This is a genomic window from Paraburkholderia ginsengiterrae (assembly GCF_001645125.1).
Classification (GTDB): domain Bacteria; phylum Pseudomonadota; class Gammaproteobacteria; order Burkholderiales; family Burkholderiaceae; genus Paraburkholderia; species Paraburkholderia ginsengiterrae.
In genome coordinates, this window is the sequence record NZ_LXKA01000382.1 from 114,447 (window position 1) to 140,967 (window position 26,521).

Annotated in this window: 26 protein-coding genes and 1 pseudogene; 16 read left to right on the top strand and 11 right to left on the bottom strand. The window is 62.3% G+C overall.

Annotated features, from left to right (window positions below; translation table 11 throughout):
* Position 1 precedes the first annotated feature (1 nt).
* Together A6V37_RS36790 and A6V37_RS36795 are read right to left on the bottom strand one after the other, a co-directional pair.
* Positions 2–1,348 carry an ABC transporter ATP-binding protein gene (locus A6V37_RS36790; RefSeq protein WP_064265143.1) on the bottom strand — a complete coding sequence of 449 codons (1,347 nt, stop codon included), beginning with the start codon at positions 1,346–1,348 and terminating at the stop codon, positions 2–4.
* Positions 1,349–1,519: 171 nt separating this feature from the next.
* Positions 1,520–2,650 carry a VIT1/CCC1 transporter family protein gene (locus A6V37_RS36795; protein ID WP_064265144.1) on the bottom strand — a complete coding sequence of 377 codons (1,131 nt, stop codon included), beginning with the start codon at positions 2,648–2,650 and terminating at the stop codon, positions 1,520–1,522.
* Positions 2,651–3,091: 441 nt separating this feature from the next.
* Here A6V37_RS36795 and A6V37_RS36800 point away from each other — a divergent pair, with 441 nt between their 5' ends.
* From A6V37_RS36800 to A6V37_RS36825, 6 genes are all read left to right on the top strand, one after another.
* Positions 3,092–3,907, top strand: a complete 816-nt coding sequence (locus A6V37_RS36800; RefSeq protein ID WP_064265145.1) for a creatininase family protein — start codon at positions 3,092–3,094, stop codon at positions 3,905–3,907.
* A gap of 62 nt (positions 3,908–3,969) precedes the next feature.
* On the top strand, positions 3,970–5,142 hold the full coding sequence (locus A6V37_RS36805; protein WP_064265146.1) for a YncE family protein: 1,173 nt from the start codon (positions 3,970–3,972) through the stop codon (positions 5,140–5,142).
* A 159-nt stretch (positions 5,143–5,301) separates the two neighbouring features.
* Positions 5,302–6,066, top strand: a complete 765-nt coding sequence (locus A6V37_RS36810; protein WP_064265147.1) for a ParA family protein — start codon at positions 5,302–5,304, stop codon at positions 6,064–6,066.
* A 109-nt stretch (positions 6,067–6,175) separates the two neighbouring features.
* The gene (locus A6V37_RS36815; RefSeq protein WP_064265148.1) at positions 6,176–6,403 is read left to right on the top strand and encodes a hypothetical protein; all 228 of its coding nucleotides are present in this window, start codon (positions 6,176–6,178) and stop codon (positions 6,401–6,403) included.
* Between the two features lie 325 nt (positions 6,404–6,728).
* On the top strand, positions 6,729–7,385 hold the full coding sequence (locus A6V37_RS36820) for a peroxiredoxin (RefSeq protein WP_064265149.1): 657 nt from the start codon (positions 6,729–6,731) through the stop codon (positions 7,383–7,385).
* A 158-nt stretch (positions 7,386–7,543) separates the two neighbouring features.
* Positions 7,544–8,614 (top strand): rhodanese-like domain-containing protein, encoded by a 1,071-nt coding sequence (locus A6V37_RS36825; protein WP_064265249.1) that lies wholly within the window; start codon positions 7,544–7,546, stop codon positions 8,612–8,614.
* A gap of 31 nt (positions 8,615–8,645) precedes the next feature.
* Here the strand turns inward: A6V37_RS36825 and A6V37_RS36830 are convergent, their stop codons facing one another.
* Positions 8,646–10,061 carry an MFS transporter gene (locus A6V37_RS36830; RefSeq protein ID WP_064265150.1) on the bottom strand — a complete coding sequence of 472 codons (1,416 nt, stop codon included), beginning with the start codon at positions 10,059–10,061 and terminating at the stop codon, positions 8,646–8,648.
* A 134-nt stretch (positions 10,062–10,195) separates the two neighbouring features.
* On the opposite strand from A6V37_RS36830, the gene A6V37_RS36835 reads away from it, so the two are divergent.
* On the top strand, positions 10,196–10,972 hold the full coding sequence (locus tag A6V37_RS36835; RefSeq protein ID WP_075643625.1) for an ArsR/SmtB family transcription factor: 777 nt from the start codon (positions 10,196–10,198) through the stop codon (positions 10,970–10,972).
* Here A6V37_RS36835 and A6V37_RS36840 read toward each other — a convergent pair.
* Positions 10,969–11,202 (bottom strand): hypothetical protein, encoded by a 234-nt coding sequence (locus tag A6V37_RS36840; RefSeq protein WP_064265151.1) that lies wholly within the window; start codon positions 11,200–11,202, stop codon positions 10,969–10,971. The genes A6V37_RS36835 and A6V37_RS36840 overlap by 4 nt on opposite strands.
* A 143-nt stretch (positions 11,203–11,345) precedes the next feature.
* Here A6V37_RS36840 and A6V37_RS36845 point away from each other — a divergent pair.
* The 3 genes and pseudogenes from A6V37_RS36845 (at position 11,346) to A6V37_RS36855 (ending at position 14,049) form a co-directional block, all read left to right on the top strand.
* Positions 11,346–13,120: pseudogene (locus A6V37_RS36845) on the top strand (ABC transporter transmembrane domain-containing protein).
* Positions 13,121–13,151: 31 nt separating this feature from the next.
* Complete coding sequence (locus tag A6V37_RS36850; protein WP_064265152.1) at positions 13,152–13,400, top strand: hypothetical protein; 249 nt, start codon at positions 13,152–13,154, stop codon at positions 13,398–13,400.
* Between the two features lie 52 nt (positions 13,401–13,452).
* Positions 13,453–14,049, top strand: coding sequence for a uracil-DNA glycosylase family protein (locus A6V37_RS36855; RefSeq protein ID WP_064265153.1), 597 nt, complete (start codon positions 13,453–13,455; stop codon positions 14,047–14,049).
* An 8-nt stretch (positions 14,050–14,057) separates the two neighbouring features.
* Here the strand turns inward: A6V37_RS36855 and A6V37_RS36860 are convergent, their stop codons facing one another.
* Both A6V37_RS36860 and A6V37_RS36865 read right to left on the bottom strand, forming a co-directional pair.
* The gene (locus tag A6V37_RS36860; RefSeq protein ID WP_064265154.1) at positions 14,058–14,465 is read right to left on the bottom strand and encodes a DUF2784 domain-containing protein; all 408 of its coding nucleotides are present in this window, start codon (positions 14,463–14,465) and stop codon (positions 14,058–14,060) included.
* Positions 14,466–14,766: 301 nt separating this feature from the next.
* Entirely contained in the window at positions 14,767–14,973 is a 207-nt protein-coding gene (locus tag A6V37_RS36865; RefSeq protein WP_064265155.1) for a hypothetical protein, read from the bottom strand.
* A gap of 296 nt (positions 14,974–15,269) precedes the next feature.
* On the opposite strand from A6V37_RS36865, the gene A6V37_RS41135 reads away from it, so the two are divergent.
* On the top strand, positions 15,270–15,554 hold the full coding sequence (locus A6V37_RS41135) for a hypothetical protein (RefSeq protein ID WP_131799786.1): 285 nt from the start codon (positions 15,270–15,272) through the stop codon (positions 15,552–15,554).
* Here A6V37_RS41135 and A6V37_RS36870 read toward each other — a convergent pair.
* Positions 15,535–15,873, bottom strand: a complete 339-nt coding sequence (locus tag A6V37_RS36870; RefSeq protein ID WP_064265156.1) for a hypothetical protein — start codon at positions 15,871–15,873, stop codon at positions 15,535–15,537. The genes A6V37_RS41135 and A6V37_RS36870 overlap by 20 nt on opposite strands.
* A gap of 285 nt (positions 15,874–16,158) precedes the next feature.
* Between A6V37_RS36870 and A6V37_RS36875 the strand changes: the two genes are divergently transcribed.
* Positions 16,159–18,096, top strand: coding sequence for a putative bifunctional diguanylate cyclase/phosphodiesterase (locus A6V37_RS36875; RefSeq protein ID WP_064265157.1), 1,938 nt, complete (start codon positions 16,159–16,161; stop codon positions 18,094–18,096).
* 29 nt (positions 18,097–18,125) lie between these two features.
* On the opposite strand, the gene A6V37_RS36880 is transcribed toward A6V37_RS36875, so the two are convergent.
* From A6V37_RS36880 to A6V37_RS36890, 3 genes are all read right to left on the bottom strand, one after another.
* Positions 18,126–19,718: a PqiB family protein gene (locus A6V37_RS36880; protein WP_064265158.1), complete on the bottom strand. Its 1,593-nt coding sequence runs from the start codon at positions 19,716–19,718 to the stop codon at positions 18,126–18,128.
* Entirely contained in the window at positions 19,693–20,355 is a 663-nt protein-coding gene (locus A6V37_RS36885) for a DUF3313 domain-containing protein (protein WP_064265159.1), read from the bottom strand. The genes A6V37_RS36880 and A6V37_RS36885 overlap by 26 nt, the downstream gene beginning before the upstream one ends.
* 186 nt (positions 20,356–20,541) lie before the next feature.
* Entirely contained in the window at positions 20,542–21,171 is a 630-nt protein-coding gene (locus A6V37_RS36890; RefSeq protein ID WP_064265160.1) for a TetR/AcrR family transcriptional regulator, read from the bottom strand.
* 192 nt (positions 21,172–21,363) lie between these two features.
* Between A6V37_RS36890 and A6V37_RS36895 the strand changes: the two genes are divergently transcribed.
* Both A6V37_RS36895 and A6V37_RS36900 read left to right on the top strand, forming a co-directional pair.
* Positions 21,364–21,783: a hypothetical protein gene (locus A6V37_RS36895; protein ID WP_064265161.1), complete on the top strand. Its 420-nt coding sequence runs from the start codon at positions 21,364–21,366 to the stop codon at positions 21,781–21,783.
* Between the two features lie 134 nt (positions 21,784–21,917).
* Complete coding sequence (locus A6V37_RS36900; protein WP_064265162.1) at positions 21,918–22,142, top strand: hypothetical protein; 225 nt, start codon at positions 21,918–21,920, stop codon at positions 22,140–22,142.
* 147 nt (positions 22,143–22,289) lie between these two features.
* Here A6V37_RS36900 and A6V37_RS36905 read toward each other — a convergent pair whose 3' ends face one another.
* Positions 22,290–22,604 (bottom strand): hypothetical protein, encoded by a 315-nt coding sequence (locus A6V37_RS36905; protein WP_064265163.1) that lies wholly within the window; start codon positions 22,602–22,604, stop codon positions 22,290–22,292.
* Positions 22,605–23,295: 691 nt separating this feature from the next.
* Between A6V37_RS36905 and A6V37_RS36910 the strand changes: the two genes are divergently transcribed.
* Both A6V37_RS36910 and A6V37_RS36915 read left to right on the top strand, forming a co-directional pair.
* A complete protein-coding gene (locus A6V37_RS36910) occupies positions 23,296–24,513 on the top strand; it encodes a GGDEF domain-containing protein (protein WP_064265164.1) in 1,218 nt (405 codons plus the stop codon).
* Positions 24,514–24,788: 275 nt separating this feature from the next.
* A complete protein-coding gene (locus A6V37_RS36915) occupies positions 24,789–26,480 on the top strand; it encodes a fibronectin type III domain-containing protein (RefSeq protein ID WP_064265165.1) in 1,692 nt (563 codons plus the stop codon).
* Positions 26,481–26,521: the final 41 nt, after the last annotated feature.

The following is a 26,521-nucleotide window of genomic DNA, read 5'->3' on the forward strand; positions in this document are numbered from 1 at the left end:
TTCAGGACTCGACGTCCTCCAGACTGAAAATTTCCGTCTTGTCGTTATACGAGAAGATCTCGCCGTAACGGCCCCAGTTGATGACCGCGTCGAGCGTTTCTTCCGCGGCGCCGTCCGACAGGAAGTCTTCCAGTTCCTGCTCGAAACGCACGCGCGGCGCGCGATGGCCAGGGCGCTCGTTTAGCACCTTCTTGATTCGCGCGGCGAGCGGCACGTTCTTCAGCAGATGGTCGGCGAACATCATCTTGCGCTCCTGGGTGCCGAGGTCGGCAAACGCGCGCCCCGCTGGGGTGAGCATGATGTCGCCTTCGCGCACGTCGGCAAAACCGAGATACTGCAGCGCTTCGGCGACCGGGAACAGGTCGTCCACCTCCAGATGCAGCGAGCGCGCGATCTCCGGCATGTCCGCGCGGCCGTTATAGGGCGCGGCGGCCAGCATTTCGATCAGGCCGGCCATCAGGTTGGTCGACACCTCCGGCAACCGGCTGCCAGGCTCGAGGCCCTTTCTGGCCGCCTCGTCAATCTGACGTGCCGTCATCTTGGCGTAGATCTCGTCCACCAGTTGCCGGAACGCCGGATCCAGACGGTTGCGCGGGTGTGGGAACGGCACCTGCGTCTCCCCCACGACGCGGCCCGGATTCGACGACAACACCAGAATCCGGTCGCACATGAACACCGCTTCCTCGATGTTGTGCGTGACGATCAGCACCGACTTGATCGGCATGCGGCCTTGCGTCCACAGATCGAGCAGGTCGGTACGCAGATTCTCGGCGGTCAGCACATCGAGCGCGGAGAATGGCTCGTCCATGAGCAGCAGCGTGGGGTCGACCACCAGCGCGCGCGCAAAGCCGACACGCTGGCGCATGCCGCCCGACAGTTCGCGCGGGTACGCATTCTCGAAGCCGTCCAGACCGATCAGGTCGATTGCCGCCAGCGCGCGTTCGCGCCGCTCGCCGGTGCCGACGCCAAGCGCCTCGAGACCTGCCTCCACGTTCTGCAGCACAGTCAGCCAGGGAAACAGCGCGAAGGTCTGGAACACCATCGCGACGCCCTTGGCGGGGCCGTCGAGCGGCTTGCCCAGATACGTGACTTCGCCGTCGGTCGGCTCGATCAGACCGGCGATGATACGCAACAGCGTCGACTTGCCCGAACCCGAACGGCCCAGCAGGCCGACGATCTCGCCTTCGCGCAGCGACAGATTCGCGTCGTCGAGGACAAGCAGTTCGCTCTGGGCCTTGTGAAAACCGCGCGACACGTTTTTCACGCACAGAATCTCGTCGCCGAGGCGCGGCGGCGATGCCGTTGTGCGGGGCGGCAAAGCGGTGGCGGCAGCTTTAGGATTTTGCATGGCGATTCACTCTCAATGCGCGCCCGGATCGTGTGCGACGGCTATTTGATGGTGCGCCACTTCTACGCGAGAATTGTGACAAACCTAATCGCTTCGGAATCTTTATGAAACTTGCTGCCCGTTGGAATGTAGTAGTGACCTAGTGAGATGGTGATGCATGTGACTCATGCGCTACGACATCGATACGCCGAGCAGCGCACCGACACCATACGTGAAGGCAGCAGCGATGCAGCCAATGACGACCTGCCGGGCTGCGGAGAACCAGGGTGTCCGGCCGTTGAACAGCGACGTGACCACGCCGATGACGGCCAGCCCAAGCACGCTGAGCCCGACACTAGTCGCAATGGCGGCGAGGCCGTGCGACCAGAAAAACGGCACGGCTGGAAAAATCGCGCCCAACGCGAAGAGGCCGAACGACGTGCCCGCCGCGCTCCATGGATTGCCCCCGAGTTCGTCGGGGTCGATGCCCAACTCTTCGCGCGTGAGCGTATCGAGTGCCTTGTCGTGGTTGCGCATCAACTGTTCGGCGACGCGGTGGGCCTCCTCCTTGTCCAGCCCCTTCGCCTGATAGATGAGTGCCAGCTCACGCTGCTCGGCCTCCGGCGTGTGCTCGAGCTCCTCGGCTTCGCGGGCGATCTGAGTCTGCGCGAGTTCTCTCGCATTCGTCACTGAAAGCCATTCGCCAAGCGCCATGGAACAGGCTCCGGCAATCAACCCGGCCAGCCCGGTCAGGAGAATGACCTTGCTGGAAGACCCGGCGCCCGCGACACCCATGAGGAGGCAGAAGTTCGACACGAGGCCGTCGTTGGCGCCGAGCACGGCGGCGCGCAAATCATTGCCTGAAGCGCCGCGATGCCACGACTCCGCCCGCGCTATTTCAGCCCCGGTCACGCCGCCTGGGTGACCGCCCTGTGCGGCTGCGGCAACGACCGCGGCATGGCTGTGCTCGTCGGCGGACAGACCCGCCGAATCAGGCTGGTTCGCGTATTTGTTGCGGTCCGCAAACTCGGCGGCAGCTAGCGCGGGCAGCACGAAGCGCGGGCCGAAACGGCGTATGAGCAGACGCAAGGTTTTCGTTTTGAACGACGGCTTGGCCGCTGGAGCGCGGACACCGTGCGCGTGAAGCTTGGAGCGCCAAAGCTCCGCATGTTCGCGTTCGGCCTGCGCCAGTTGACGGAACACGTCGCGCCGGCCGGGATTCGGCTCCGCCGCAGCGAGTTCTTCGTAGAGTGCCGCTCCATCCAGTTCATCGCGTAAGTTGGCGCGGAACCGTTTGACGTCTGATTTGTGGATTTGAGTCATGAGCGCAGTGGTCTTGGGAGTCAACTGCGAGTGTAAGGGGATTCCCGTGACAACGCAGAAAGGCCCCAGGTCCCTCTTTTAATGCGAACGACCACCGGTCTCATTCTCGCTTACGCCGTCCATGCGGAGTCGTGGCGACAATGCTTCGTATAGCGAATTAAAAAATTCAGTCAACAAAATGGAATATATCTTTCGAATGCCTTTTTCGATTTCCAGGCGCTGGGATAGCTGTATTGCATGACCGCGTAACATTGACGCGTGAAATATGCCACGCCCATTTACAGTATCTGGCGCGCTACAATCACTGGCCGAATCCGACCTTCGTTCCATTTCACAATGCCGGTCGCCGTGAATCCGGCATCGTATGTTCGCCGTTCCGTGTCCGCATTGCCGTCACACCCTTTCACGAACCGGAACAAACCGTTTCTACGAGGACATGTCATGCGCTTCCCCCTTCGACTAGCCTTGGCATCGGCCATGGTACTGGTCACCACCCACGCCGCAGTGGCACAGGCACCGAAGACGGTGCAGCTGGAGGACCTGACCTGGACAGAGTTGCGCGACCAGATTCACGCGGGCAAAACCACCATCATCATCCCTATCGGCGGGACCGAGCAAAGCGGGCCCGACGTTGCACTCGGCAAGCACAACGCGCGCGTGAAGGTCTTGTCCCAGCGCATCGCGGAGGGCCTCGGCAACGCGATCGTCGCGCCGGTCATCGCTTATGTGCCGGAGGGCGGCTATGCGCCGCCGACCTCGCACATGCGCTTTCCCGGCACCATCACCGTGCCGGACGACGTGTTCGAGAAGACATTGGAATCCGCGGCGAACAGTTTCAAGGTCCACGGGTTCACGAACATCGTCTTTCTTGGCGATCACGGCGGTTACCAGAACGACATCAGGCACGCCGTGGCCCAGCTCAACAAGAGTTGGGCCGGCTCAGGCGCACGGGCATTCGTGCCGCCGGAGTACTACGGCATGAGTTCCGACGGCTACGCACAGATCCTGCGTCAGCACGGCGTCAGTGATGCCGAGATCGGCACCCATGCCGGACTCGCCGATACGTCGCTGCTCCTTGCAGTTGCACCGCAGATGGTGCGGCTCGAGCACCTGCGCAGCGGCCCGAAGCTCGGGGCAGCCGATGGTGTGTATGGCGGCGACCCGCGCAGATCGAGCGTCGAACTTGGTCAGTTGGGTGTCGACGCAATCGTGTCTCGCACAATCGATGCGATCAGGAAGGAGACAGGCGGTCACTAAAGCATTTGAAGCCGGCCGGTTTCTGCCTCGAGTCATCTCTTCAAACGATCATGGAATCCACTATGCAACTGCGTTCCCGTCGTCTTACGCGTCTCGTAACGGCCGCCGCCGTCGCGCTGGCTGGGTGCTGCGCCGTGGGCGCGGCATCCGCCGCGTCGGCTGTGGCCACCGTAGCCGGCATGCCGCCCGTGGTGGATCCCGGCAACCTGTATGGTGAAGCGAGCGCCGGCCATATGAGCCCGGCGGTTGCGGGCGCGCTGACTCGCGTCTACGTCCCGAATCTGCGCTCGAATGACGTCTATGTGATCGATCCGGCCACCTTCAAGGTCGTCGACCGGTTTCATGTCGGTTTCAGCCCGCAGCACGTCGTGCCCGCATGGGATCTGCAAACATTGTGGGTGGCGAACAACGCCGAGGGCCGGCCCGACGGCAGCCTGACGCCGATCGATCCGAAAACCGGGAAGCCTGGCAAGGCGCTCATGGTGGACGATCCGTACAACATGTACTTCACGCCGGACGGCAAGGAAGCGATCGTGGTGGCGGAAGCGCATGCGCGCCTCGACTTCCGCGATCCCCACACCATGGCGCTGAAATCGAGTCTCGAAGTGCCGCAGTGCAAGGGCATCAATCACGCCGATTTTTCGATCGACGGCAAGTACGCGCTGTTCACCTGTGAGTTCGGCGGCAAGCTCGCCAAGATCGATCTCGTCAATCGCCAGGTCCTGGGCTACCTTCAGCTCGAAAAGAAGGGCATGCCGCAGGACATTCGTGTGTCGCCGGACGGCAAGGTGTTTTACGTCGCCGACATGATGGCCAACGGTGTCTTCGTGGTCGACGGTGACAGCTTCACGAAGATCGGATTCATCCCGACCGGCGTCGGCACGCACGGCTTGTATCCGAGCCGGGACGGCACCAAGCTGTACATCGCAAATCGCGGCTCCAATCTCGTTCACGGACCGCGCCACGGCAAAGGGGGTGTGTCGGTGCTCGACTTTGCCACGCGCAAGGTTCTGACCACCTGGCCCATTCCGGGGGGAGGAAGCCCTGACATGGGCAACGTCAGCGCGGACGGCAAGATGTTGTGGCTGTCCGGCCGGTACGACGATGTTGTCTACGCCATCGATACGACGACGGGCGCCGTCAAGATCATCCCGGTTGGCGCGGAACCGCATGGACTGACCGTGTGGCCACAGCCTGGCCGCTATTCTCTGGGGCACACCGGGAATATGCGTTGACCTGTGGCCGGCATCATCGCGTGAACGAGATCGGGGCGGCGAGTGTCGTTGCCGCTTTCGATTTCGACGGCACGATCAGCCAGATCGCTTGTCACGTTGTCATTTTGCTGCGGTAAGCTGTGCCTCTTGCGCGTTCTTCAAAAAAAGGGGCAGAGGCAAATGCGGCGTGTCATATTTAACCAGAAGGGCGGAGTCGGCAAATCGACCATCGTATGCAATCTGGCGGCGATCAACGCCAGCGAGAACCTGCGTACGCTGGTCATCGACCTCGACCCGCAAGGCAACTCCAGCCAGTATCTTCTTGGCAAGCAGGTCAGCGAGATCAAGCCCACCGTCGCCGACTTCTTCGAGACGGCCTTGAGTTTCAGCTTCAGGCCGACGCCTGTCTCGACGTTCATCCACGCTACGCCTTTTGAGAACCTCGATGTGATGCCCGCGCATCCGGATCTCGATACGCTCCACAGCAAGCTCGAATCCCGCTACAAAATCTACAAGCTGCGCGACGCGTTGAATGAACTGGACGAGTACGACGCGATTTACATCGACACGCCACCCGCGCTGAATTTCTACACCCGCTCCGCGCTGATTGCGGTCGAGCGCTGCCTGATTCCCTTCGATTGTGACGATTTCTCGCGTCGCGCGTTATATACGCTGCTCGACAACGTCAAGGAGATTCAGCAGGACCATAACCCCGGGCTCGAGGTCGAGGGTATTGTGATCAACCAGTTTCAGCCGCGCGCGAGCCTGCCGCTGCAGCTGGTCGAGGAACTGATCAGCGAGGGGCTGCCGGTGCTCGAGTCCCGACTGTCCTCGTCCGTGAAAATTCGCGAGTCGCATCAATACGCCAAGCCGATGATTCACTTCGATCCCAAGCACAAGCTCGCGCAGGAATTCGTCGCGCTGCATCGGGAACTGGTTGGATAGCGCGCGGGCATGGCGTGAGCGGTGAGGTTCGGGATTGGATGCGCTGCGGCGCACCAATCCCAAGCGCGTGCTAGATTGGATGGTCGACGCTTTCAACGGAGTTTCCTCCATGGATACGCATTCGATTCTGGGCATGATGCACGCCGAAGAGGCTTTACTCGTCTCCATCGTGCGGGCGTTACCCGCGGACATCCGGCGCACGGTCGCCAATGATTTTCATGAGCAGGCACAACTTGCCGAGACGTCGCAGGTGAACCCGACAACCGACCGCGAGGCGAGCGACGCGTTCAAGGCTCACATGAGAAGGTTGTCGAACATGCTGGCTTCACTGTCGTAAGGCGAGGCCGGCTGGCTTGAGGCGCCGGGTATAAGTGTGCTATCCGCCAGAACGGCGGATTCGGTCTGCGATAAAGGCATTTTTTGTTGTACGCTATAAGCACGACCCGCGGGGCGTCCCGTTGTCTGAATCGCTTCACGGCTATTCGGGGAAAGCCTCTGAATCCGCTGCGTTCGCAGATCGTTCCACCGCGCAATCCAGTTCAACGGGCCGTAGGCTGCTCCTGAGTCAAACCAATCGCCTGACTAAACAGCCGGGCGGAGTGAGGCTGTCGCTCCGGCAGTCACGCTAATACCTTCGCGCTTCCACCGCATGGAGACTGAATATGTCGATTCGATTAGGAGAAGAAGCACCCGATTTCACCGCTGAAACCACCGAGGGGACGATCCGTTTTCACGAATGGATTGGTGACCACTGGGCGATCCTGTTTTCGCACCCGAAGGATTTCACGCCCGTGTGCACCACTGAACTGGGATATATGGCCGGGCTCAAGCCGGAATTCGACAAGCGCAACACCAAAATCATCGGGCTCAGCGTGGATCCCGTCAGCGACCACCTGAAGTGGGTGGGCGATATTGAAGAGACGCAGGGGCATGCGGTCAATTACCCGATGATCGGCGATTCCGACCTGACTGTCGCGAAGCTTTACGACATGATTCATCCGAACGCGAGCGGCGGCGGCCCGCGCACCGCAGCGGACAACGCAACGGTGCGCTCCGTGTTTCTGATCGGGCCGGACAAGAAAGTCAAAGCCATGCTCGTCTATCCGATGAGCGCGGGCCGCAATTTCGACGAGGTGTTGCGTCTGCTCGATTCGCTTCAGCTCAATGCGAAGCACACGGTGGCGACCCCCGTGAACTGGAAACCGGGCGACGACGTCATTATTCCGACGTCCGTTTCCAACGAGGACGCAATGAAGAAATATCCGCAGGGTTTCAAAACCTTGAAACCTTATCTGCGGGTGGTGGCACAACCGAAGTAAGCGTCGGGTTGAATGAAGGGGCGGGCGCCGGACGGTACGGAGTCCGGCGCTCCTGATTCACACCGGCCAAATTCGGCGGCGCGCGGGACGGTTTGTCGGCGTCTCGTGCGCCGCTATTCCGAAGCGCGCACACAGATGCGCGGTGGAGACCTATCGTGTTGATCTTCCGGCAGCTATTCGACCAGCAATCGTCCACCTACACCTATCTCCTTGCGGATAGCGCAGCGGGAGAGGCTGTCCTGATCGATCCGGTATTCGACCAGGTCCGGCGGGATACCGCACTGATCGAAGAACTCGGATTGCGCCTGCTCTATACCGTCGACACCCATGTTCACGCCGATCATGTGACCGGCGCGTGGATGCTGAAGCGCCGCACGGGCAGCCAGATTGCGATATCGGCCACCAGTGGCGCCGAAGGCGCGGACCGCTATCTGAGCCATGGCGAACGGTGCCGGTTCGGCGCGCGGTACCTGGAAGTGCGCGCAACGCCTGGTCATACGAATGGATGCATCAGCCTCGTACTCGACAACGAGACCATGGCGTTTACCGGCGATTGCCTGTTGATACGCGGCACGGGCCGGACCGATTTCCAGAATGGCGACGCCCATGCAATGTTCCAGGCGGTCCATCATCAGATTTTCACGCTGCCTGAAGCGTGCCTGCTTTATCCGGCCCACGACTATCGCGGTTTGACGGTCACGAGTGTCGCCGAGGAGCGGCGCTTCAATCCGCGCCTCGGGGGGCAATTGTGTGAAGGCGATTTCGTCGGATACGTGACGAATCTGCGCCTGCCGCATCCCAAGCAGATCGACGTCGCGGTGCCGGCGAACCTGAAATGCGGTGTTGCCGACAATGACCCTACGCAGATGGCCGAGCCGGATTGGGCGCCGCTGACGTACACGTTCGCGGGCATCTGGGAAATCAATTCCCAATGGCTCGAGGAAAATCTTCGTTCGGTTCAGATCGTCGACGTGCGCGAGCCGGACGAGTTCGATGGGCCGCTGGGGCGCATTCCCGCCGCCAAGCTCATTTCACTCGGCGAACTGGCCGGGCGCGCCGACGAGCTCTCGAAAGAACGCCCAATCGTGACGGTGTGCCGGGCGGGCGGACGTTCGACGCAAGCCACGGTCATCCTCCGGCAGTCGGGATTCCAGGACGTCGCCAACCTCGCGGGCGGCATGCTCCGCTGGCGCGCGGAGGGCCGCGTGGTCGAAAACGCCAGCAATTAGCCGTCGTGCGGCGGCGCGAGTGGTCATCCGCTCAGTGGCTCCGTCGCTGCACTGGTTGAATGGCCGGTGAGGCAATCCCGTCTTGCGGGCCGGAGCGCGTCGCGGCGCGCCACCAGATTGCGCCGGCGCTGAGCGACAGAACGCCCGCGATCAGGAAGCCGGGCTGCATGCCTTCACCGATCTCAGCGTGCCGCGCAATCAGCCCGCCGGACAACGCTACGCCGAGAAGCGCCCCGGTCTGGCGTGCCGCGTTCAGCACCCCCGCCGCGATACCCGCCCGCTGACGATCGACCGACGCCATCATGGCCGCGGTGGTAGCCGGCGTGATGAGGCTCGCCGCGAAGCCGATCGCCGGCAGCGGCAGGGCGAGCAGGGCATAGGGCGCCGCCGGGCCGAGCGCCATCAGAGCGAAATAGCCGCCCGCCGAAAGCAGAAATGCGCCGGCGACCAGCCATTTCACCCCGAGCCATCCACTTGCACGCTTGGAGAGCAGGCTGCCGACGGGGACCACGATCGTCAGCGGCAGGAACGCCAGTCCTGCGTGCAAGGGTGTGTAGCCGAGCTGGCGCTGAAATAACAGACTCAGGTCGAACATCAGCCCATAGAACGTGACCGCGGAGACCATCGACGCCCACACCGCGGCCGGGAATACGGCGTGCCGAAACAGATCGAGCGGCATCATCGGCTGGGCACGGGTCGCTTCGATCGCGACGAAGGCGGCACCGGCGGCCAACGCCGCCACCATGCATCCGATGACGGCGGGCGAGCCCCATCCGTCGCGCGGCGCGTCGATAATCGCGATGTTCAGCAATGCCAGCGCCGCGATCCCCGCAAGCTGCCCGGCAAGATCGAACGAACGCGTGTTCGCAAGCGGCGAATCTGACCGAGCGGCGGGCACGCGCAAGGCGAGTACGATGCCCGCGAGGCAGATCGGCACGTTGACCAGAAAGATGCTGCGCCAGCCGATCAAGCCGATCAGCACTCCACCCAGCAATGGCCCGGACGCCATGGCCACGCCGCCCAGTCCGGCCCACACGCCGAACACGGCGGCGCGTTCGCGGGAATTCGACCAGGTGTGGTTGATGAGGGCCAGCGAGGCCGGCACCAGCAATGCCGCTCCGACACCCTGGACAATGCGCCCGGCGACCAGCAGGGGGAGGCTCGGTGCGGCGCCGCACAGCGCCGACGCCACGGTGAATGCGGCCAGCCCCGCGATGTAGACGTTACGCGCGCCATGACGATCACCCAGCGTTCCGCCGGTCAACAGCAGGCTGGCAAAAGTCAGGGTGTAGGCGGTGACGATCCACTGCAATCCGGCAATGCCGCCCGCGAGACTATTGGCGATCGGCTCCAGCGCGACGTTGACGATCGACGTATCGAGAATCACGATCACGTAGCTGAGGCTCGTCGCGAGTAGCACGCGTTGCTGATGCTTGACGTTCTCCACCTTGGGGCGATCCTTTTTTTCGTGCCGTGTGTTGCTCCAGTATCGGCGGCGCGTGGTGTCCGATGCTTCGATGCGTGTCGAAACATGCGACTATCGAATCGCCGTATGCTCGAGCTGAAATCACGGAGATCCTCTTGAACGCCCAGCCCAATCTATCCGCCACCGCATTCCTGATCGCGGATGCCGCCCGTGCCGCCATGCTGATGGCGCTCGCCGACGGCCGCGCATTGCCCGCGGGTGAATTGGCCTATGCCGCCGGTGTGACGCCGCAAACGGCCAGCAGCCATCTGACGAAGTTGTTGGACGGCGGACTTCTTGATGTCGAGAAACAAGGGCGGCACCGCTACTCCCGGCTCGCCGGCCCGCAAGTCGCGCTGGCGCTCGAAAGCCTCGCGTCGATCGGCACGCCACGGACCGTCCGCCGTAAACCGCCTGGCCGCGACGCCGAGAAACTCCGGTTCGCGCGTTGTTGCTACGACCATCTGGCTGGCCAGGCCGGCGTTGCGATCACGCAAGCGCTGTTGACGCGGGGTTTGCTATCCGTCGAACCAGACAAGCGCTTTGCGATCACGGACCAGGGCGCGGCGTGGTTCGACGCGTTCGGCCTCGACCTCGAAGCGGCTCGACCGGGGCGGCATGGCATCGCACGTCAATGCCTCGACTGGACTGAACGGCAGCACCATCTCGCGGGGCCGCTCGGCGTAGCGCTGCTCGATTCGCTGTGTGCCAAAGGCTGGGTCACACGCAGCCGGGCCTCGCGGGCCGTGCAGATCACGCCGCGAGGATGGACAGGATTGCGGGAGCAACTCGACATTACGGCCGATGCGATTGAAGGCATCGGCAGCGACGCCGCGGACGAAGCGCAGACCGCACGCACGACCGCGCCGGCCAACACGGCTGCTGGTCGCTAGCGGCGTCCGCTGCGACCCCACACATAGCGCACCCACCGCTGCCACCGGCTCTGCTGCGGAGCGGTTGCGTGATGCCTGGCCTGCGCTTCGCGATCGCGCTCGACGCTCTTCTGCACCTGGTCGTGAATCTGGCGCAGCGTCATACCGCCGGGGCCGGTCAGCTTGTCGGGTTCGGAATCGGGATCGGGATTGGGGTCGCTAGTGGCATTGTGATCGGGATCATCGGTCATGAGACTCGCCTGTTCCTGATGAGTCGACTCGATCTTGATACAGATGGAGAACCGCCGCAAGCGCCACGCCTCTACGCGGGCCGCCCGTGAATCCGCAGGACTGGCACAATTGGGGGACTTTCGATCCGCCCAGGAAATGCATCATGTCCGATGCCGCCCCGCGTGCTTCGCGCCTCGGCCCGTTGTTCTCCTTATCACCCTTTCTGCGCCGTTACGCCGGCCGCTGGGCACTCGCTTTCCTCGCGCTGGTGACGTCGGCGGGGGCGACCCTGACTTTGCCGGTGGCGTTCAGATACCTGATCGACCGCGGTTTCGCCGCCGGCAGCCGGGCGCATATCGATCGCTATTTTCTGGCGCTGTTCGTCGTGTCGCTGATCCTTGCCGCCGCCACGGCGCTGCGCTTTTACCTGGTGTCGTGGCTGGGCGAGCGGGTCACGGCCGATTTGCGGCAGGCGGTCTATGGGCACATCCTCGAGATGAGTCCGCAGTTCTTCGAGACCACGCAGACCGGAGAGGTGCTGTCGCGGCTGACCGCTGACACCACGTTGATCCAGACGGTGGTGGGCACCAGCCTGTCGCTGGGGTTGCGCAACTTCTTCCTGCTTACCGGCGGCGTCGCGATGCTGGCGGTGACGAGCCCCGTGCTGTGCGGCTACATTCTCGCCACGCTGGTTGTGGTGATCGTGCCCATCGTCGTTTTTGGGCGGCGCGTGCGGCGGCTCTCGCGTGCGAGTCAGGACAAGGTGGCGAATGCGAGTGCGCTGGCGGGCGAGGTGCTCAACGCCATGCCGACCGTGCAATCGTTCACCCAGGAACCCTACGAGGCCATGCGCTTCACCGGCGCGGCGGAGGGCGCATTCCAGACGGCGCTCACGCGCATCCGCGCACGCGCCTGGCTGACGGCCGTGGTGATCGTGCTGGTGTTCGCCGCCGTCGTGTTCGTGCTGTGGCTCGGCGCGCAACAAGTGCTGGCCGGCAGCATGACAGCGGGTCAATTGTCCCAGTTCATTCTCTACGCGGTCGTCACCGCCGGCGCGGTGGGGGCGGTCGCCGAAGTGTGGGGCGATCTGCAACGTGCCGCGGGCGCCACGGAGCGGCTGCTGCAACTGCTGGAGGCGCGCTCGCCGGTCGAGCAGGCCGAAGCCACCGTCCCGCTGCCACGGCGCGGCGACGGTATCCGCTTCGACAACGTGAGCTTCTCGTATCCGTCGCGTCCCGGCGTGGCGGCGCTCGCCGGTATTTCACTCGATGTCCGTCCGGGCGAGCATGTCGCATTGGTCGGACCGTCCGGCGCGGGCAAGACCACGCTGTTCCAACTGCTGCTGCGTTTTTACGATCCGCAGTCCGGCAACATCCTCATCAACGGCGTGCCGGCGCGGCAGGTGGCGCTTGCTGAATTGCGCCGGGAAATTGGCGTGGTCTTGCAGGAGTCCGTAATTTTTTCCGGAACTGTGCTCGACAACATCCGCTACGGCGCACCGGATGCCACCTTCGAGGAAGTACAGCGCGCCGCTGACATGGCGGCTGCGAGCGGCTTTATCGACGAGTTGCCGCAACGCTACGACACGTCAGCGGCGAGCGCGGCGTGCGGCTCTCAGGCGGGCAGCGTCAGCGCATCGCGATCGCCCGCGCGATTCTGAAGAACCCGCCCATTCTGCTGCTCGACGAGGCGACCAGCGCGCTCGACGCCGCCAGCGAACGGCTCGTGCAACTGGCGCTGGACAATGCCGCGCAGAACCGCACCACGCTGGTCATCGCACACCGTTTGGCGACCGTGCAACAGGCTGACCGCATCGTCGTGCTGGAGCAGGGGCGCATCGTCGCGCAGGGCCGTCACGCCGATCTCCTTCTCAGTTCGCCGCTCTATGCCCAGCTTGCCGCACTGCAGTTCGGCGAGCCGCTCGGGCAGACGGCATAATGACGCAATATCCGCGTGACTGGATCGCATCATGTCATCTGAGCAAGACTACTGGTTTCCGGCTAAACGCTATGGTTGGGGCTGGGGCCTCCCGTCGCGTTGGCAAGGATGGGTGGTGTTGGTCACTTACCTGGTGGTGATCTGGCTGGACACGCGTTTTTTCCGCCCGCACGAAGAGCCCGTCACGTTTGCCTTGCTGGTCGCGCTATCGAGTCTCGCTCTCGTGGCCGTGTGCTGGCTCAAGGGCGAGCCGCCTCGCTGGCGGTGGGGCAAGGACTGATCTCGTTGAACGGCCGCGCACGTCGCTTCCATACCGAAACCTGCAATCCCCCATGTCTGAAGAACGACGCACGCCGCTCGACGTGCTGCTTACCGAAATCCGCGCCTGCCGCGCTTGCGAAGCCGTGCTGCCGCTTGGCCCGCGCCCCGTGGTGCGCGCGCACCGTGACGCGCGCATTCTGATCGTCGGGCAGGCGCCTGGCGCGCGCGTGCATGCCAGCGGTATTCCATGGGACGACGCGAGTGGCAAGCGGCTGCGCGAGTGGCTTGGTGTCGAGCCCGACACGTTCTATGACGCGTCGCGCTTCGCGATCGTGCCGATGGGATTCTGCTACCCGGGCCGCGGCGCGAGCGGCGACAACCCGCCACGGCCCGAATGCGCGAGGCTCTGGCTCGACCGGCTGCTCGCGGAATTGCCGGCGATACGCCTCACGCTGTTGATCGGCCAGTATGCGCAGCGGCATTTCCTCGCGAACGCGCGCAAGGCGACGCTGACGGACACCGTCCTCGCATGGCGCGACTTTGGTCCTGCGGTGTTGCCATTGCCGCATCCGTCGCCGCGCAACCAGGCCTGGTTCAAGCATCACCCGTGGTTCGAAAGCGACGTGCTGCCCGAATTGCGCCGGCGGGTCGCACAGCAACTCGCGTGATTCGTCGCTCATTGGTGCGTTGCCTGCGATCGTTGTGCGTGCTGTGTTGGAATCAGGCGCCAGGCCAGTAACACCGCCAGGCCGAAAGCGACGTACAGGAGCGTGAGCACCCAGGCCGGCAAATCGTAGTAGAGCAGGCGGCTCACCCAGCGCTGGATAAAACCTTGTGTGACGCCTGACGATTCCAGCGAGCCTGTACGCAGCCAGTCCTCGAGCGTCGTCAACGGGCACGCGATACCCAGCAGCGACAGCGCTGACACGATCAGAATCGAGAAGAGGTGTGTGAGGCGGAAAAGCCGTTGACGTATCCAGCTCCAGCCGAGGGCGGCGCCCACCCAGATCGCGACGAGTCCGCCCACAATGAACAACGCAAGCAGCGCATGCACGACAAGCACCGCATCGGCTAGCCAGATCATGATCCGCTTTCTTTTGCCCTGCTTTCCCGCAGGTCAAATTGAATCAAACAGAGTCCAACTTGTTCAGTACTCAGAAGTGCAAGGTTGCCGGCGCGATTATTTTCAGCGTCGGTGGCGCATGACTTCCCAGCAATCGCGATGGTCCATTCGCTTGAGTTGCCGGCGCCGTTTCATTTCGCGCCAGTAGTGAACCGCAACGAGCAGCATGGCGGCACTTAGCCCACACAGACCCACCACGATTCCTGTCCCCGACTCGGCCATGGAACACTCCTTGAGTGTGAACCTGATCAAGCGATGCGTGTCATTCGTCGTTCAGGACACGAGCGGCAGCTTTTAGAAATATTTGTCCGTCGTCGGTAATAAGCGGACGTTGCTGCCCGGAAGCGAGGTTCTCCAACGTAATGAGTTGGCGATCCAGCAGCGCTTCCAGATCGGCACGGTCCAGACTCAGCAGATCCGGTGCATCCTTGAGTAGCATGAGGGTTGCGAATTCATGTGGACTGAGCATCTCCGTCTCCTCGCTGAGCTTGTTGCTTCGCTGGGAATTTGATCCGTTGATCTCGCTTCGCGACCAGGATCAATTCGGGGATGGCTGCTGCGGGATGTCATCTCGCGTTCGGGAGACATGTCGCGCGCCAAGGAGGTCATCTTAATGCTGAGGCGTCCAATAGATCAACATATGGGAATTGTTTTTTCGAAATTTTTATGGCGCCGCTGCGAGGCCATCGCGGTGCAGCATGATTCGCCGGCTGGCAAATGTGTGCTGCTTCACATCACGCGTTTGCCAGCGCACATACTCGATGCGTGCGCACCGATCCTGATGATTTTTCTGGTAGCGCTTCCACGCGAAAGTCTGCACGCGCGCTTCTCGATCCTGCGCATCATGATCCGCCAGAAGGTTTCGAAGTCCTTATCGAAAGTGACTTGGTTCGCGAATTGTCCGACATGCCGATCAAGAACAGTGATGCGTGCGCTGTCTATCGCGAAGGCAAAACGATCATGCCTGGCCTGATCGATCAGGCCCTCAATGTGACGAACAACCGCGGCGGCGGCGCGGTTCGCCGCCTGGCTAGGTCGTTGAAAAAATGACCGCGGCCGTGTCTTCGACTTGCGTGAAGGTGCGTACAAATCGGTAAGCCTGGCCGCCGATCGGCATCTGATTGAGGCCTGAGCTGGTCAGTTCCAGCATTTCATTGGCGAGCGGGATGGCGATCGTGCCGGCCCGCTTCATTTCCTCGAGCGGACCGGACGGATCGCCCAGGTACACGGTGCAAACAGCGTTCGTGTGACGCATCATCACCACGGACGCCGCCTTGTCGAGGGACAGTTCGAGATATTCCGCCAATGTCTGCAGCGACTCTGGCACGGGCTCCCGAGCGCCGTTCATTGTTGTGGTTGCGAATGTCATCTCGTAGTCCCCCATCTCGCGGATGTGAAAACAGGCCGCTGAACAGGCAGCGGTACGTCCACTATACGGCCAGGGGCGTGAAACGGGAATACGCCGAAAGCGGCGTGGACCACGCATGCGCCTATTGCCGGTAGCACGCCAACGTTCCCCGCCTGTTTGTCATATTTCCGCCACCGGCGGGGCGGCGGGTTTTCCTCTGCTGAAATCCCCTGATACCTTATGTATACGCAATAATCGCGATGCATGCCCTTTTTCGATCCGCCAACCATCAAAAATGCGTAGGTCATGGCTTTCAGCGAACCAAGGTCTCCATTTTTCAAGTGGGTCGTCTCGAACGCTCAGGACCTGAGCGAAGACAACCGGCAGATACTGCTTGCCAATCTGTTCACGCGCACCGCGTCGATTGTGTTTGCGTCGGTCTGTGAAATCAGCGTTTGTGCGACCGCCTACTACTTTTATCCCAAGGCGCTTTACGCGGGTTGGGCGAGTGCCGTCGTCGCGCTGCTGATCGTGCGCCTGGCCTTAATCGGGTGGTGCCGTACGCGCAGTGCATATGGCTTGCCGACGCCCACTTCGGCGTTTTTGCTGGCAAGCCTGCTGTGGAGCGCGCTGTTCGGCTTCGGCACGTTGCTATGCAATATCAGCGGAGATCAGACACTTTTTCTGCTCGGCAACGTTTGCGCGGTAGGCGTGATTGGCGGACTGGCCGGGCGCAATGCCGGCACCCCCCGGCTCGCCATGCTGCAGATTTCCTTCATTCTCGGCCTGTTGGGTGTCGGTGCTGCGTTGTCTCCGGGGTCCGGCAAGCTCGTCCTGCTGTTTCAGGCGCCTTTTTGCGCCGCCGGTTTCTTTACCGTTGCGCTGCGCAGCAATCGCGACACGGTCGCGTTGCTGCTGGCGCGCGAGCATAGCCAACGCCTCGCCCATCACGACAGCCTCACCGGCTTGCCCAACCGCGCGCGGATCAGCGAACTGCTGCTCGAACGCACGGAAATGGGCTCGATGCATCAGGATCAGCTGTTTGCGGTTCTACTGATCGATCTCGACGGCTTCAAGGCTATCAATGACAGTCTGGGGCACGCCGCGGGCGATCAGATCCTTCAGGAAGCGGCCGTGCGGTTGCGTGAAGTGCTGCCGAGTGGCGATCTCGTCGGACGCCTCGCTGGCGACGAGTTCGTGGTGATCTCCGACGGCGCGGCGCAGCTTCGCGACGTCCGCGTTCTGGCGGATCGCATTGTCAAGGCGCTGGCGCGTCCGTTCGCGCTGCGGCAGGCGCTGGTGCATATCGGCGCAAGCGTGGGCATCTCGCTCTATCCGGAGCATGCGAGTACCGGACCACAGTTGCTCATCTGTGCCGACCGCGCGCTGTATGCGGTGAAACGCAGCGGCAAGAGCGCGTTCTCCGTTTTCGATGCGAAGAGGCATGCTTCGGATGAAAGCCTGAGTCTGTTGCGCAGCGATCTCGAAGGGGCGTTGAAGTCGTTCAGCGGTTTGCGCATGGAGTATCAGCCGATCATCGATCTCAGCAACGGCGCGGTGTCCGGCCGCGAGGCGCTGATGCGTTGGACGCACCCGACCCGCGGTGAGCTTTCACCCTCCGCGTTCATTCCCACCGCCGAACGTACGGGGCTCATTCTGGCATTGGGCGAATGGGCCTTGCGGCAGTCGTGCAAGGAGGCGGTGACATGGCGAGACGGAGCGACAGTCGCCGTCAATGTGTCGCCCGTGCAATTGCGGGAGGAATCGTTTGCTTCGACCCTGACCGGGATTCTTCGCCAGACGAAGCTGCCGCCGGAGCGCCTGAATATCGAGGTCACGGAAACCGTGCTGCTGAACGACGACGACGTCGTGACCCAGCGCAACATCGCGAGGCTGCGTGCGTTGGGCATCGGACTCGCGCTCGACGATTTTGGAACCGGCTTTTCGACCATGTCGACCCTCGTGCGCTTCTCGTTCGACAAGCTCAAGATCGACAGCTCGTTCGTCAAGGAGTCGGTGCACCGGCGGGAATCGGCGGCGGTGGTGCGCGGCGTCGTGGCGTTGGCGCGGGAAATCGGCATGCCGACCACGGCGGAAGGCATTGAAACGCAAGAACAGCTGGACTTCGTGCGCGTGTGCGGATGCACACATGCTCAGGGGTTTCTGCTCGGCAGGCCGGTGCGGGGTTCCGAGATCGAGCGGATCGAAGAGAGGACCGCCGCGCATTCCGCGGATAAGGGGTAGCGCCGGCGAGCGGTGCCTGTTCCGGTTTCCTAGTTCGCGTTTCTCCCCTTGCCCCACACCAGCGACTCCGGATGCTGCTCGAGGTAATCGGCGAGCGTGTTCAAGGAGCGCAGCGTCTGCGTCAACTGCGTCAGCGCCCGATGCATATCCGCTTGCAATGGCGAATCCTGTTGCAGAACGGCCTGCGCGACGTTGAAGGTTCGCTCGGCCGATGCGAGCGTGTCGCGGGCCTGAGGGGCGAGCTGCGTGTCGAGTTGCCGCAGGAGAAGATTGGCATTCGCGAGCGCGCTGTCCAGGTTATTGCCGATTTGATCGAACGGCACCTGATTGAGTTTCTTCGCGATGTCGGCGATCTGCACCTGGAGTTCCTGAAGCGTGTTCGGCGCGGTGGGGAGTTCGATCGGCCTCCGGTTCAGGTCGACGTGTGCGGTTGGCGCCTGCGGAAACATGTCGAGAGCGACGTAGAGCTGATTGGTCAGGAGATTGCCTGTGCGCAATTGTCCGCGCAATCCGCTCGCCACGAGTTTGACGAGCAATGCCTTGCCGGCGCTCGCGTCGCGGTGTTGGACCGATTCCCGATAGCGTTGCCCGAGACGGTCCGGATAGAGATTGAGCGTCACAGGCAGCGTGAATTCGCGCGTCTTTGGGTCGAACTCGATGCCGATTTTTGTCACTTCGCCAAGCTGGATGCCGCGGAAGTCGACCGGCGCGCCAACCGATAGCCCCCGCAGCGACTGACTGAAGCGCATCACCACCTGTGCGGGTGGACCGTCGTCGTGGCGCATGGCGTCGGACTCATCGCGTGCCAGCCGGAACACGGCGCCGCCCGCGGCGGCTTCGCCGACGGTTTCGCCTGGCGGCCCTTGAAACGCAATGCCACCCAGCATGACTGCGGCGAGCGATTGCGTATTGAGTTGAAGACCGTTCGAATCGAGCCGCAGGTCGAGGCCGCTTGCCTGCCACCAGCGCGTATTCGTGCCGACATACTGCTGATACGGCCGGCCGACGAATACGTTCAACGTGACACCCGCGCCATCCTTATCCAGCGTTACCCCGGTGACTCGCCCCACCTGGAGGCGCCGGTAATAGACCGGGGACCCGATGTCGACCGAGCCGAGCGAGTCACCGTGCAGAACGTATTGCGCGCCTTCCTCGCCGGTGCCGATGGCGGGCGGCGTTTCGAGGCCAGTAAAGCGCGTTTCTGTTTCGTGGGAGTGGCCGGCATCGGCGCCAATGTAGGCGCCCGACAAGAGGGTGCCGAGACCGGAAACACCGCCCGCGTCGACACGCGGATGGACGATCCAGAAGCGTGCGCCTTTGGCCGCGAAACGCTTCGCGCTTTCCGTCAGCCGGACTTCGACCAGTACATGGGACCGATCCGGCGCCAGCGTGATTGCCGTCACCGAGCCGATGTCCACATCACGATATCGGACCGCCGCCTTGCCGGCTTCGAGTCCCTCCGCATTGGGGAAGCTGATGACGATCGCCGGACCGCGCTCGCTCACCGATCTGTACGCGAGGCCGATGCAGACGAGCGCCGCCGCGAGTGGAATCAGCCAGACGAGCGACGGCAGCCAGCCACGAGCCGGCACCGCATTACTTGAGTTGCGCGACCAGCGCATCGGCTCCCTTTTCGATGCCGGTTTTCGACGCGCCGAGTGAACCGAAGCTCGCGCCGATATTCATCGCATTGGGATATTGCTTGGTCACGTACGCGTTGATGAGGCGGTTGGTCGGTGCATCGTAGATTTCGACGGCGTAGATCACAGATCCTGTGAAGGCGCCTTCACGCCCACGGACCGCTTGCACGCCGTTATAAAGACCGCCCGCGATGTCGATGCGCGAGAACGTGCTGATTACAGGCGTACTGGTTTTCGCACCGGTCAGCGTGAGCCGCAGACGCAGGGTGTTCGGACCCGGCTGCGTGGCGATCTCGAAGCGCGTGCCCAGCTTCTCCGCGAAACGGGTCTGCATGTAATTCGCGAGGGCTGTTTTGTCTTCGTCGCGCATGTCGCCGAACTGGTTGTCCGTGCCTCGATAGACCACGACCGGATCGATGATCACCTTCGTGTACTGCTGCCAGTCGGTTTGCGTTGAGAAGCGATACGGGATGCGGCCGGAGTCGTCCTGCGGATTGGACCGCAAATAGGGTGCCGAAGCGATGCCCGAATACGCGACCGGGGTCACGCTCGAGCAGCCGACCAAAGCGGCGCATGTGGCCGCAAGCAACACGTGACGCACCTTCACTGACCGTTTCATGCCTGGCTCCGTTTCCAATTTCGACTTTGTCTGCCCTGGCCGATCCAGGCGTGACAGTTCATGGCGGGCTCAAGCCTATCACCGCAATTTTGGAATGTAAACCGACCAGGCGGTTTGTTTGTTGGTCAAAATCTGGCGTGCGGAGCACACCGGCCTTGGCCGGTGCGCTGTTTTTCAACGGTCCTTTTAGTCCTTCTTGACGCTGCGCGTTGCGCGTGCGGCCCGAGGTTTGGCTTTGGCTTTAGTGGCGGTAGGAGCGGGGGAAGGCCATTGGCTATCGTCGAGCAGGCGATCGAACAAACGCACGCGCTCCTTTTCGGAAAGCGGCGAGAGGCCCAGCAAGGTCGTGAACACGAGCCCTCGCGCCGCCTCCCAGCGCAGGAGCGCCAGGTCCGGGTCGGCCGCGTCGGCCTTGATACGTTTGACTGCTTGCGCACTCCGGTCACGGACGGACGATACCAGCGCGGGGTCTTCAACCAGCGCGGCGAGCACGGCGAAACCGCCTGCGTGCGGGCTATTGGCCGCTTCGCGCATGGTGGCGATCTCCGCCGCGAGATTGGCCTCGGGCGTCGTGTCGCCAACTTTGGCGAGGTAGCGCTGGGAGAAGGCTTCGAAGTGCGCGATGTCGTGGTCGAGCAGCGCCTTCAGCACTTCCGTCTTCGTGCGGAACTGATGCATCAACCCGCCCTTGCTGATGCCGCTTTCCCGGGAGATCGCGTCGAACGTGAGTTGACCCGGGCCATCGCGCGCGATGATGGTAAGCGCCGCCTGAAGTGCCGCTTGACGGGAACGTTCGGAACGGGTCGGGTTGTCCATGGAGTTTTTAGGGCGTTGGTGCGGATTCGCACAATCGGCGAGTGGCCTCGAGTGCGCCGTTTAGTGGTCAAATGAGGTTCGGGCGAGCGACTGTGTTCGGCAGCGTCGACAGGTCGCTACTCCGTCATTTTACAGACCGCGTCAACTGGCCTGCCAGGAATTGCTTCAACGCCGTCCCATATCGAGGTTCAAATGGAGTCTACCTTGCAGTACCAGTTGCGGATCACCGTCTCGCCGGAACTGGCCGCCGCTCTACGCGCGGATGCGACGTATGCATCGCATCCCGCGCTTCAGGGTGTTTTGCGCAGACACAACGCTACGCTGAAGTGTCAGTTCGATGCCTTCGCCGACTATGTAAGCGAGGCGGAGCGATTGGGGACGGAGAATTATCCGTTGTACGAGTGGACCCGGCAGACAATCGAGAACCCGGAGAAAAAAGCGAAGTATCTGCAGTCAATGACCGTCTATGTAAACGGCGATGAAGTCTACAGCAAGGAAGTTGCAGATAGTATGGAGGCCGAACTGTTGGCGCTGGTCAGCGACGAGAGCATCAGACGAGTCTCACGGTTCGATACTGATCCGGCCAATAATCCGCAGCCGCCTGCGCGGTAGTCTTCGCTTACTAAACGTAATAATCGAGCCGGCTTTCGGCGGCGTCAGCCGACCGTCATTTCGAATTGACAATTGACGACAAGGCGTCGAGTTCATGAGACGATGTGGGTTCACTTTTTCTCGAGGAGAGCGACATGGGACTCTTGGACGAAGCAGGAAAGATTGCAGGGGCGATTGCCGCCGTTGAAGCAGCGGAAAAAGTAGATCCGGATGCGGGTTTGGTGACGAAAGGCATCGCCGCTGTGGCCGGTTTTGAAGGCGCCGGCAAGCTGGAATCGATGCTCGAAAAGAAAGACGATGAGAAGCAGGAAGAAGCGGATAACGCGCAACCTGCGGACGACTCGAATCCTCAGACCTGATTGAACACGCGCCGCCGGCCGCATGATCCGCAATGGACTGCATGCGCCGGCGGTTTTGCGTGGCGTCGCCGCTTGCGTCGAAAGTACCCCGCCGGCGATATGGCTCAACAATGAGCCGCCGGCACTGCCCGATATCCAGGTCACGCCTTAAATCGTGCTGGCCTTGGGGGCTGCAGACTTGCAGCCGCTGTCAATAGATGGCGTGGCCGCGTGCATGAGAGGACGATCTGCGGCCAAATTCTGACTGTTGGCAGCCTGCGGGAAGACGTGCCAATTGCCGTCATCATGCTTGAAGAAGAACAGCGCGTGCACGCCTGATGGCGACAATGTCTCGACACACACGTAACGTTGGCCGCCCAATCTGGTGCGGCTGAAAGCGGTCACACGAACCGGCGTTGTGGGCGCCGGCGCCAGCCATTTTTCGACCTGACAACGCAGGGATTGCCCATTCGTGCTTTTCATGTCGCCCGCCAGAAAATCTGAAGGCCACCAAGGATAGGTAGAACTCAGTCCGCCGATGCCGGCGTCTACCTTATTAACGGCTAAGGCAACCGCAATGCCGACCGCGCAGTTGTGAGTTCTGAAACGGAATATTTCGTGACGTTCAGGTTCTGGAGAAGCGTGCACACAGAGAGGTGTTTCAAATTACACGTCTCGTTACACTCAAAAACACGGGTAATCTGCGGGCTCAATATAGTGCCGTCACAACTAACACGTGAGGCACGCAATGAAGCGAATTTTTGTGTTGATGCTGACTGCTGTATGTCTGGGAAGCATGCTGGGTGGCTGTATCGTTGTGCCTGCAGGCGGCTACTATCACCGCTACTAGAGCGCAGGCAGAGCGGTGGCGCAGAGGCGGAAGCCATCTGCGCCACCGGTGACTTTTCCGGAATATTCAGGTCCTCGCACTCAGTGGGTGGTGGCGGAACATGAGCCGCCCCGGGCCGCACTGGTACCATGTCGAACTCGGCGTCGTCCGGAGCCTGGTGTCCAGGATTCAAGAACACCAAGCGCCTGCCGTAAATGCATACGAGAGCCTGTGCTCTCCGAAATAAGGCAAAAAAACTCGCAGCGCAGGAGCGCTTCAGTACGCCTGTGCGCTTGACGCCTTCTAATCCACAACCCTGCAAGTCTCGACTTAACGCCGCCAGGTATGCCTAGCCCCGTCATCCTCCTCGTTGTCGCAATGATGTCCAGCGTGATGAGTATGGCGGTGTTTGGTTCGCTGCTGCGCGCCGCAATTCCAGGGTTGCCCCGCTGGATTGGCGCAAACGCCGTGATAGCCGCCGTGCTGGTCCTTCTCGTGCGGCAAGCGCCCGCGCCCGCACAACTGACTATCGTTGTCGCAAGCGCATTGCTCGGGGCCGCGGCGCTCATGATGCTGCAGGGCTGCCGGGAGTTCTTTGGACTTCGGCCCGCGCGTTCGTTCGAGTACGTCCTATACGGCGCATTGCTACTTGGGATTGTCTATTGGGGATACCTGTCGCCAAACGCCAATGCCAGAATTGCGTTGCTATCGGCGTTTCTTGCGTATGTCCGTGTGGTTATCGGCTGGATTGCGCTCAGGTTGCGGCCTCCGGGCAGACCGAAATATTGCTACCAGTTTATGGCCGGCGCGGCACTCCTCGGCGCAGCTGTCCACGCATCACGTAGTGTTGCCTGCGTAGTGGGCTGGGAGCATCAAGCCTCCTTTCTGGAGCCGACCCCGCTGAACATCGTATTCCTCGGACTTGGCATCTTGGCGATGCCATGTCTTTCGATTGGCGCGGTCATGCTTGCTCACGACCGGATGGCCGAGCGTATGGAGCGGCTGGCAAACGTCGATGGCCTGACCGGCGCGCTTGTGCGCCGGGCGTTCCTTGTCCAGGCAGAGGCATTGCTGCAAGAGGCCAGGAATGCGAAGTTGCGGCTGTCCATTGCGATTCTCGACCTCGACAAGTTCAAGGCAATCAACGACGTACATGGGCATGCGGGCGGCGACCAGGTGCTTGCGCATTTCGCTGCTACCGTATCAAGCGGCTTGCGACAAGGAGATATCTTCGGCCGTCTTGGCGGCGAGGAATTCGCCGTCCTGTCTCTGTCCACCGGGCAAGCCGACACGGTTCGTTTGATAGACCAGCTGCGCGTCCATGTCGCGGCATCGCGTCTGACTATTCCATCAGGCGAGGTCGCGTATACCTTCAGTGCCGGTGTCGATGAGTACCACGAAGGCGACACGCTGGCGAACATGATGGGCAGGGCGGACGCCGCGCTATACGCCGCGAAGGCCATGGGCCGGAATTGCGTTGTCGGCACGCTGTTGTCTGCCGGGCAACGGGTCGAAGATACGCAAGGCGAGAGCACGACCGAGCAAACCAACGACCCTGCATGAAAATCCTGTATAGCGCTCTGCTTCAATCCCTGCCGGACAACTGAGCCGAGCAATCCCCAACGTGTGAACGCTTGAAGTTTGCCGCCGCGACGCAGGATCGGGGTTTCATCCGCATGTCATCGCCGCGCGGCTAGCATGGCTCGTCTCATCCATTGCGTCTGTTCAATCCGTCAGGCCCCCGGCGCCCGTCCGGCAGCGCACTCGCAGTTCACGCGGCACGGTGCACCCGGAATAGAGGCCGGCATCCTTCCATCCCCTGCACAACAACACCAGCTATGTCGAACAAGAAAAACGCCAAGGTTTTACCGACCGATCAGGGCGCGTCCATTGTCTCGCGTCGTGGGTTTCTGAAGTTGGCCGGCGCGTCCGGTCTGGCAACAGCGGCGGGCACGCTTTCGTCGGCGGCGCGCGCGGCGGGCAGCACGCCCGACGGCACGCCGGAGCAGGTCCACCTGACCTGGGGCAACGATCCGGCGCGTGAGGTCACCGTGTCGTGGGCGTCGCCGGCGCCCGCGGTGAATCCGCGCGTGCGCCTGAGCGGTGCAGGTGAGGCGAGTCGGACGGTGCACGGCGTGCAAAGCACCTATGCCGACGGCCTCAACGGCGAGGTCGTGTTCACGTATCACGCGCGTTTGCACGACCTGAAGCCCGATACCAGTTACGAGTACGAGGTGACCGCGGAGAACGACAGCAACGCGGCGCAGCCTTTCTCGGCGAATTTCCGCACCGCGCCGCACGGCCGCGCTCCATTCCGCTGGACGAGCTATGGCGACCTCGCGACGCCCAACACGGGCTGGGTCCTGTCGTCGCCGCAAAGCCGCTTTGCGGTGCAGGCGGTCGAGCGGTTCCAGCCGCTGTTCCACCTGCTCAATGGCGATCTTTGCTACGCCAATCTGAACCCGATGCATCAGCCGGAAGTGTGGCGCGACTTCGGCAACAACTGCCAGACTTCGGCGTCGAACCGGCCGTGGATGCCGTGTCCGGGCAACCACGAACTCGAATTCCACAACGGGGAACAGGGCCTCGCATCGTATCTCGCACGCTATACGCTGCCGGACAATCACACGCGTTATCAGGGCCGCTGGTACAGCTTCCGAGTGAGCTCGGTACTCTTCATTTCGCTCGACGCGGATGACGTCGTCTATCAGGACGCGGCGGCATTCGTTGCCGGCCCGAATCCGCTGGTGCCGGTTGCGAGCACCGGCAATCCGCCGATCCAACCGGGCACGTCGCTCTATGTGCGGGGATATAGCGCCGGCGAGCAGACGCGCTGGCTCGAGAGGACCTTGCGACGCGCAGCTGAGGACGATGACATCGACTGGATCGTCGTGCAGATGCATCAGGACGCGTTGAGTTCCTCGAAGACCGGCAACGGTTCGGACAAGGGCATCCGCGAAGCATGGTTGCCGCTGTTTGACCGCTATGGCGTCGATCTGGTGCTGTGCGGCCATGATCACGACTATGAGCGCAGCTATCCCGTACGCGGCTGCAATCACAACCATGGCACCGACATCGCGACCGGCAGGCCGGTCGATACGTTGCAGCCGAAGCCGGTAATGTCGGCGGTGTCGCCGGGGGCGTCGACTTTCGATACGAGCCACGGCACGATTCACCTGATTCTGGGCGGCGGAGGCACGAGTGCCCCGCTGGATGTGTACGGCGTGGATGCCGGCACGGGGCTGCCGCAGGCGCGTATCTTCACGCGGCCCAACCGTCCGGTGACCGGCACGACAGCCGGGACTTTCGTGCGCGCGAGCGCGGACGCCGTGGAAGACGCGATCTGGTCGGCGCAACGCGATACCGGCACCGGCTACGGCATCGCGGTGTTCGATCACGACCCGGGACAGCCCGGCGGCGAGACCACCATTACGATGAACTATTACCATGCGCCCGGCGCGGACCAGACGCCGACGCAGACCTACGAGCTGTTCGAGACCATCGAGTTGAAAAAGAAGCGGCGCGGCTGAGGTGTTGGAGCGCCCCCACGATCTGCCCCCACATCAAATCC

Coding starts and splice junctions, on each gene's coding strand:
- A6V37_RS36890 (WP_064265160.1), bottom strand. CDS start 21,171: ATGGACAACCCGACCCGTTCCGAACGTTCCCGTCAAGCGGCACTTCAG.
- A6V37_RS36795 (WP_064265144.1), bottom strand. CDS start 2,650: ATGACTCAAATCCACAAATCAGACGTCAAACGGTTCCGCGCCAACTTA.
- A6V37_RS36865 (WP_064265155.1), bottom strand. CDS start 14,973: ATGCTCAGTCCACATGAATTCGCAACCCTCATGCTACTCAAGGATGCA.
- A6V37_RS36860 (WP_064265154.1), bottom strand. CDS start 14,465: ATGATCTGGCTAGCCGATGCGGTGCTTGTCGTGCATGCGCTGCTTGCG.
- A6V37_RS36810 (WP_064265147.1), top strand. CDS start 5,302: ATGCGGCGTGTCATATTTAACCAGAAGGGCGGAGTCGGCAAATCGACC.
- A6V37_RS36850 (WP_064265152.1), top strand. CDS start 13,152: ATGTCATCTGAGCAAGACTACTGGTTTCCGGCTAAACGCTATGGTTGG.
- A6V37_RS36905 (WP_064265163.1), bottom strand. CDS start 22,604: ATGAAAAGCACGAATGGGCAATCCCTGCGTTGTCAGGTCGAAAAATGG.
- A6V37_RS36900 (WP_064265162.1), top strand. CDS start 21,918: ATGGGACTCTTGGACGAAGCAGGAAAGATTGCAGGGGCGATTGCCGCC.
- A6V37_RS36815 (WP_064265148.1), top strand. CDS start 6,176: ATGGATACGCATTCGATTCTGGGCATGATGCACGCCGAAGAGGCTTTA.
- A6V37_RS36875 (WP_064265157.1), top strand. CDS start 16,159: ATGGCTTTCAGCGAACCAAGGTCTCCATTTTTCAAGTGGGTCGTCTCG.
- A6V37_RS36820 (WP_064265149.1), top strand. CDS start 6,729: ATGTCGATTCGATTAGGAGAAGAAGCACCCGATTTCACCGCTGAAACC.
- A6V37_RS36880 (WP_064265158.1), bottom strand. CDS start 19,718: ATGCGCTGGTCGCGCAACTCAAGTAATGCGGTGCCGGCTCGTGGCTGG.
- A6V37_RS36855 (WP_064265153.1), top strand. CDS start 13,453: ATGTCTGAAGAACGACGCACGCCGCTCGACGTGCTGCTTACCGAAATC.
- A6V37_RS36915 (WP_064265165.1), top strand. CDS start 24,789: ATGTCGAACAAGAAAAACGCCAAGGTTTTACCGACCGATCAGGGCGCG.
- A6V37_RS36840 (WP_064265151.1), bottom strand. CDS start 11,202: ATGACCGATGATCCCGATCACAATGCCACTAGCGACCCCAATCCCGAT.
- A6V37_RS36885 (WP_064265159.1), bottom strand. CDS start 20,355: ATGAAACGGTCAGTGAAGGTGCGTCACGTGTTGCTTGCGGCCACATGC.
- A6V37_RS36800 (WP_064265145.1), top strand. CDS start 3,092: ATGCGCTTCCCCCTTCGACTAGCCTTGGCATCGGCCATGGTACTGGTC.
- A6V37_RS36870 (WP_064265156.1), bottom strand. CDS start 15,873: ATGACATTCGCAACCACAACAATGAACGGCGCTCGGGAGCCCGTGCCA.
- A6V37_RS36910 (WP_064265164.1), top strand. CDS start 23,296: ATGCCTAGCCCCGTCATCCTCCTCGTTGTCGCAATGATGTCCAGCGTG.
- A6V37_RS36895 (WP_064265161.1), top strand. CDS start 21,364: ATGGAGTCTACCTTGCAGTACCAGTTGCGGATCACCGTCTCGCCGGAA.
- A6V37_RS36790 (WP_064265143.1), bottom strand. CDS start 1,348: ATGCAAAATCCTAAAGCTGCCGCCACCGCTTTGCCGCCCCGCACAACG.
- A6V37_RS36805 (WP_064265146.1), top strand. CDS start 3,970: ATGCAACTGCGTTCCCGTCGTCTTACGCGTCTCGTAACGGCCGCCGCC.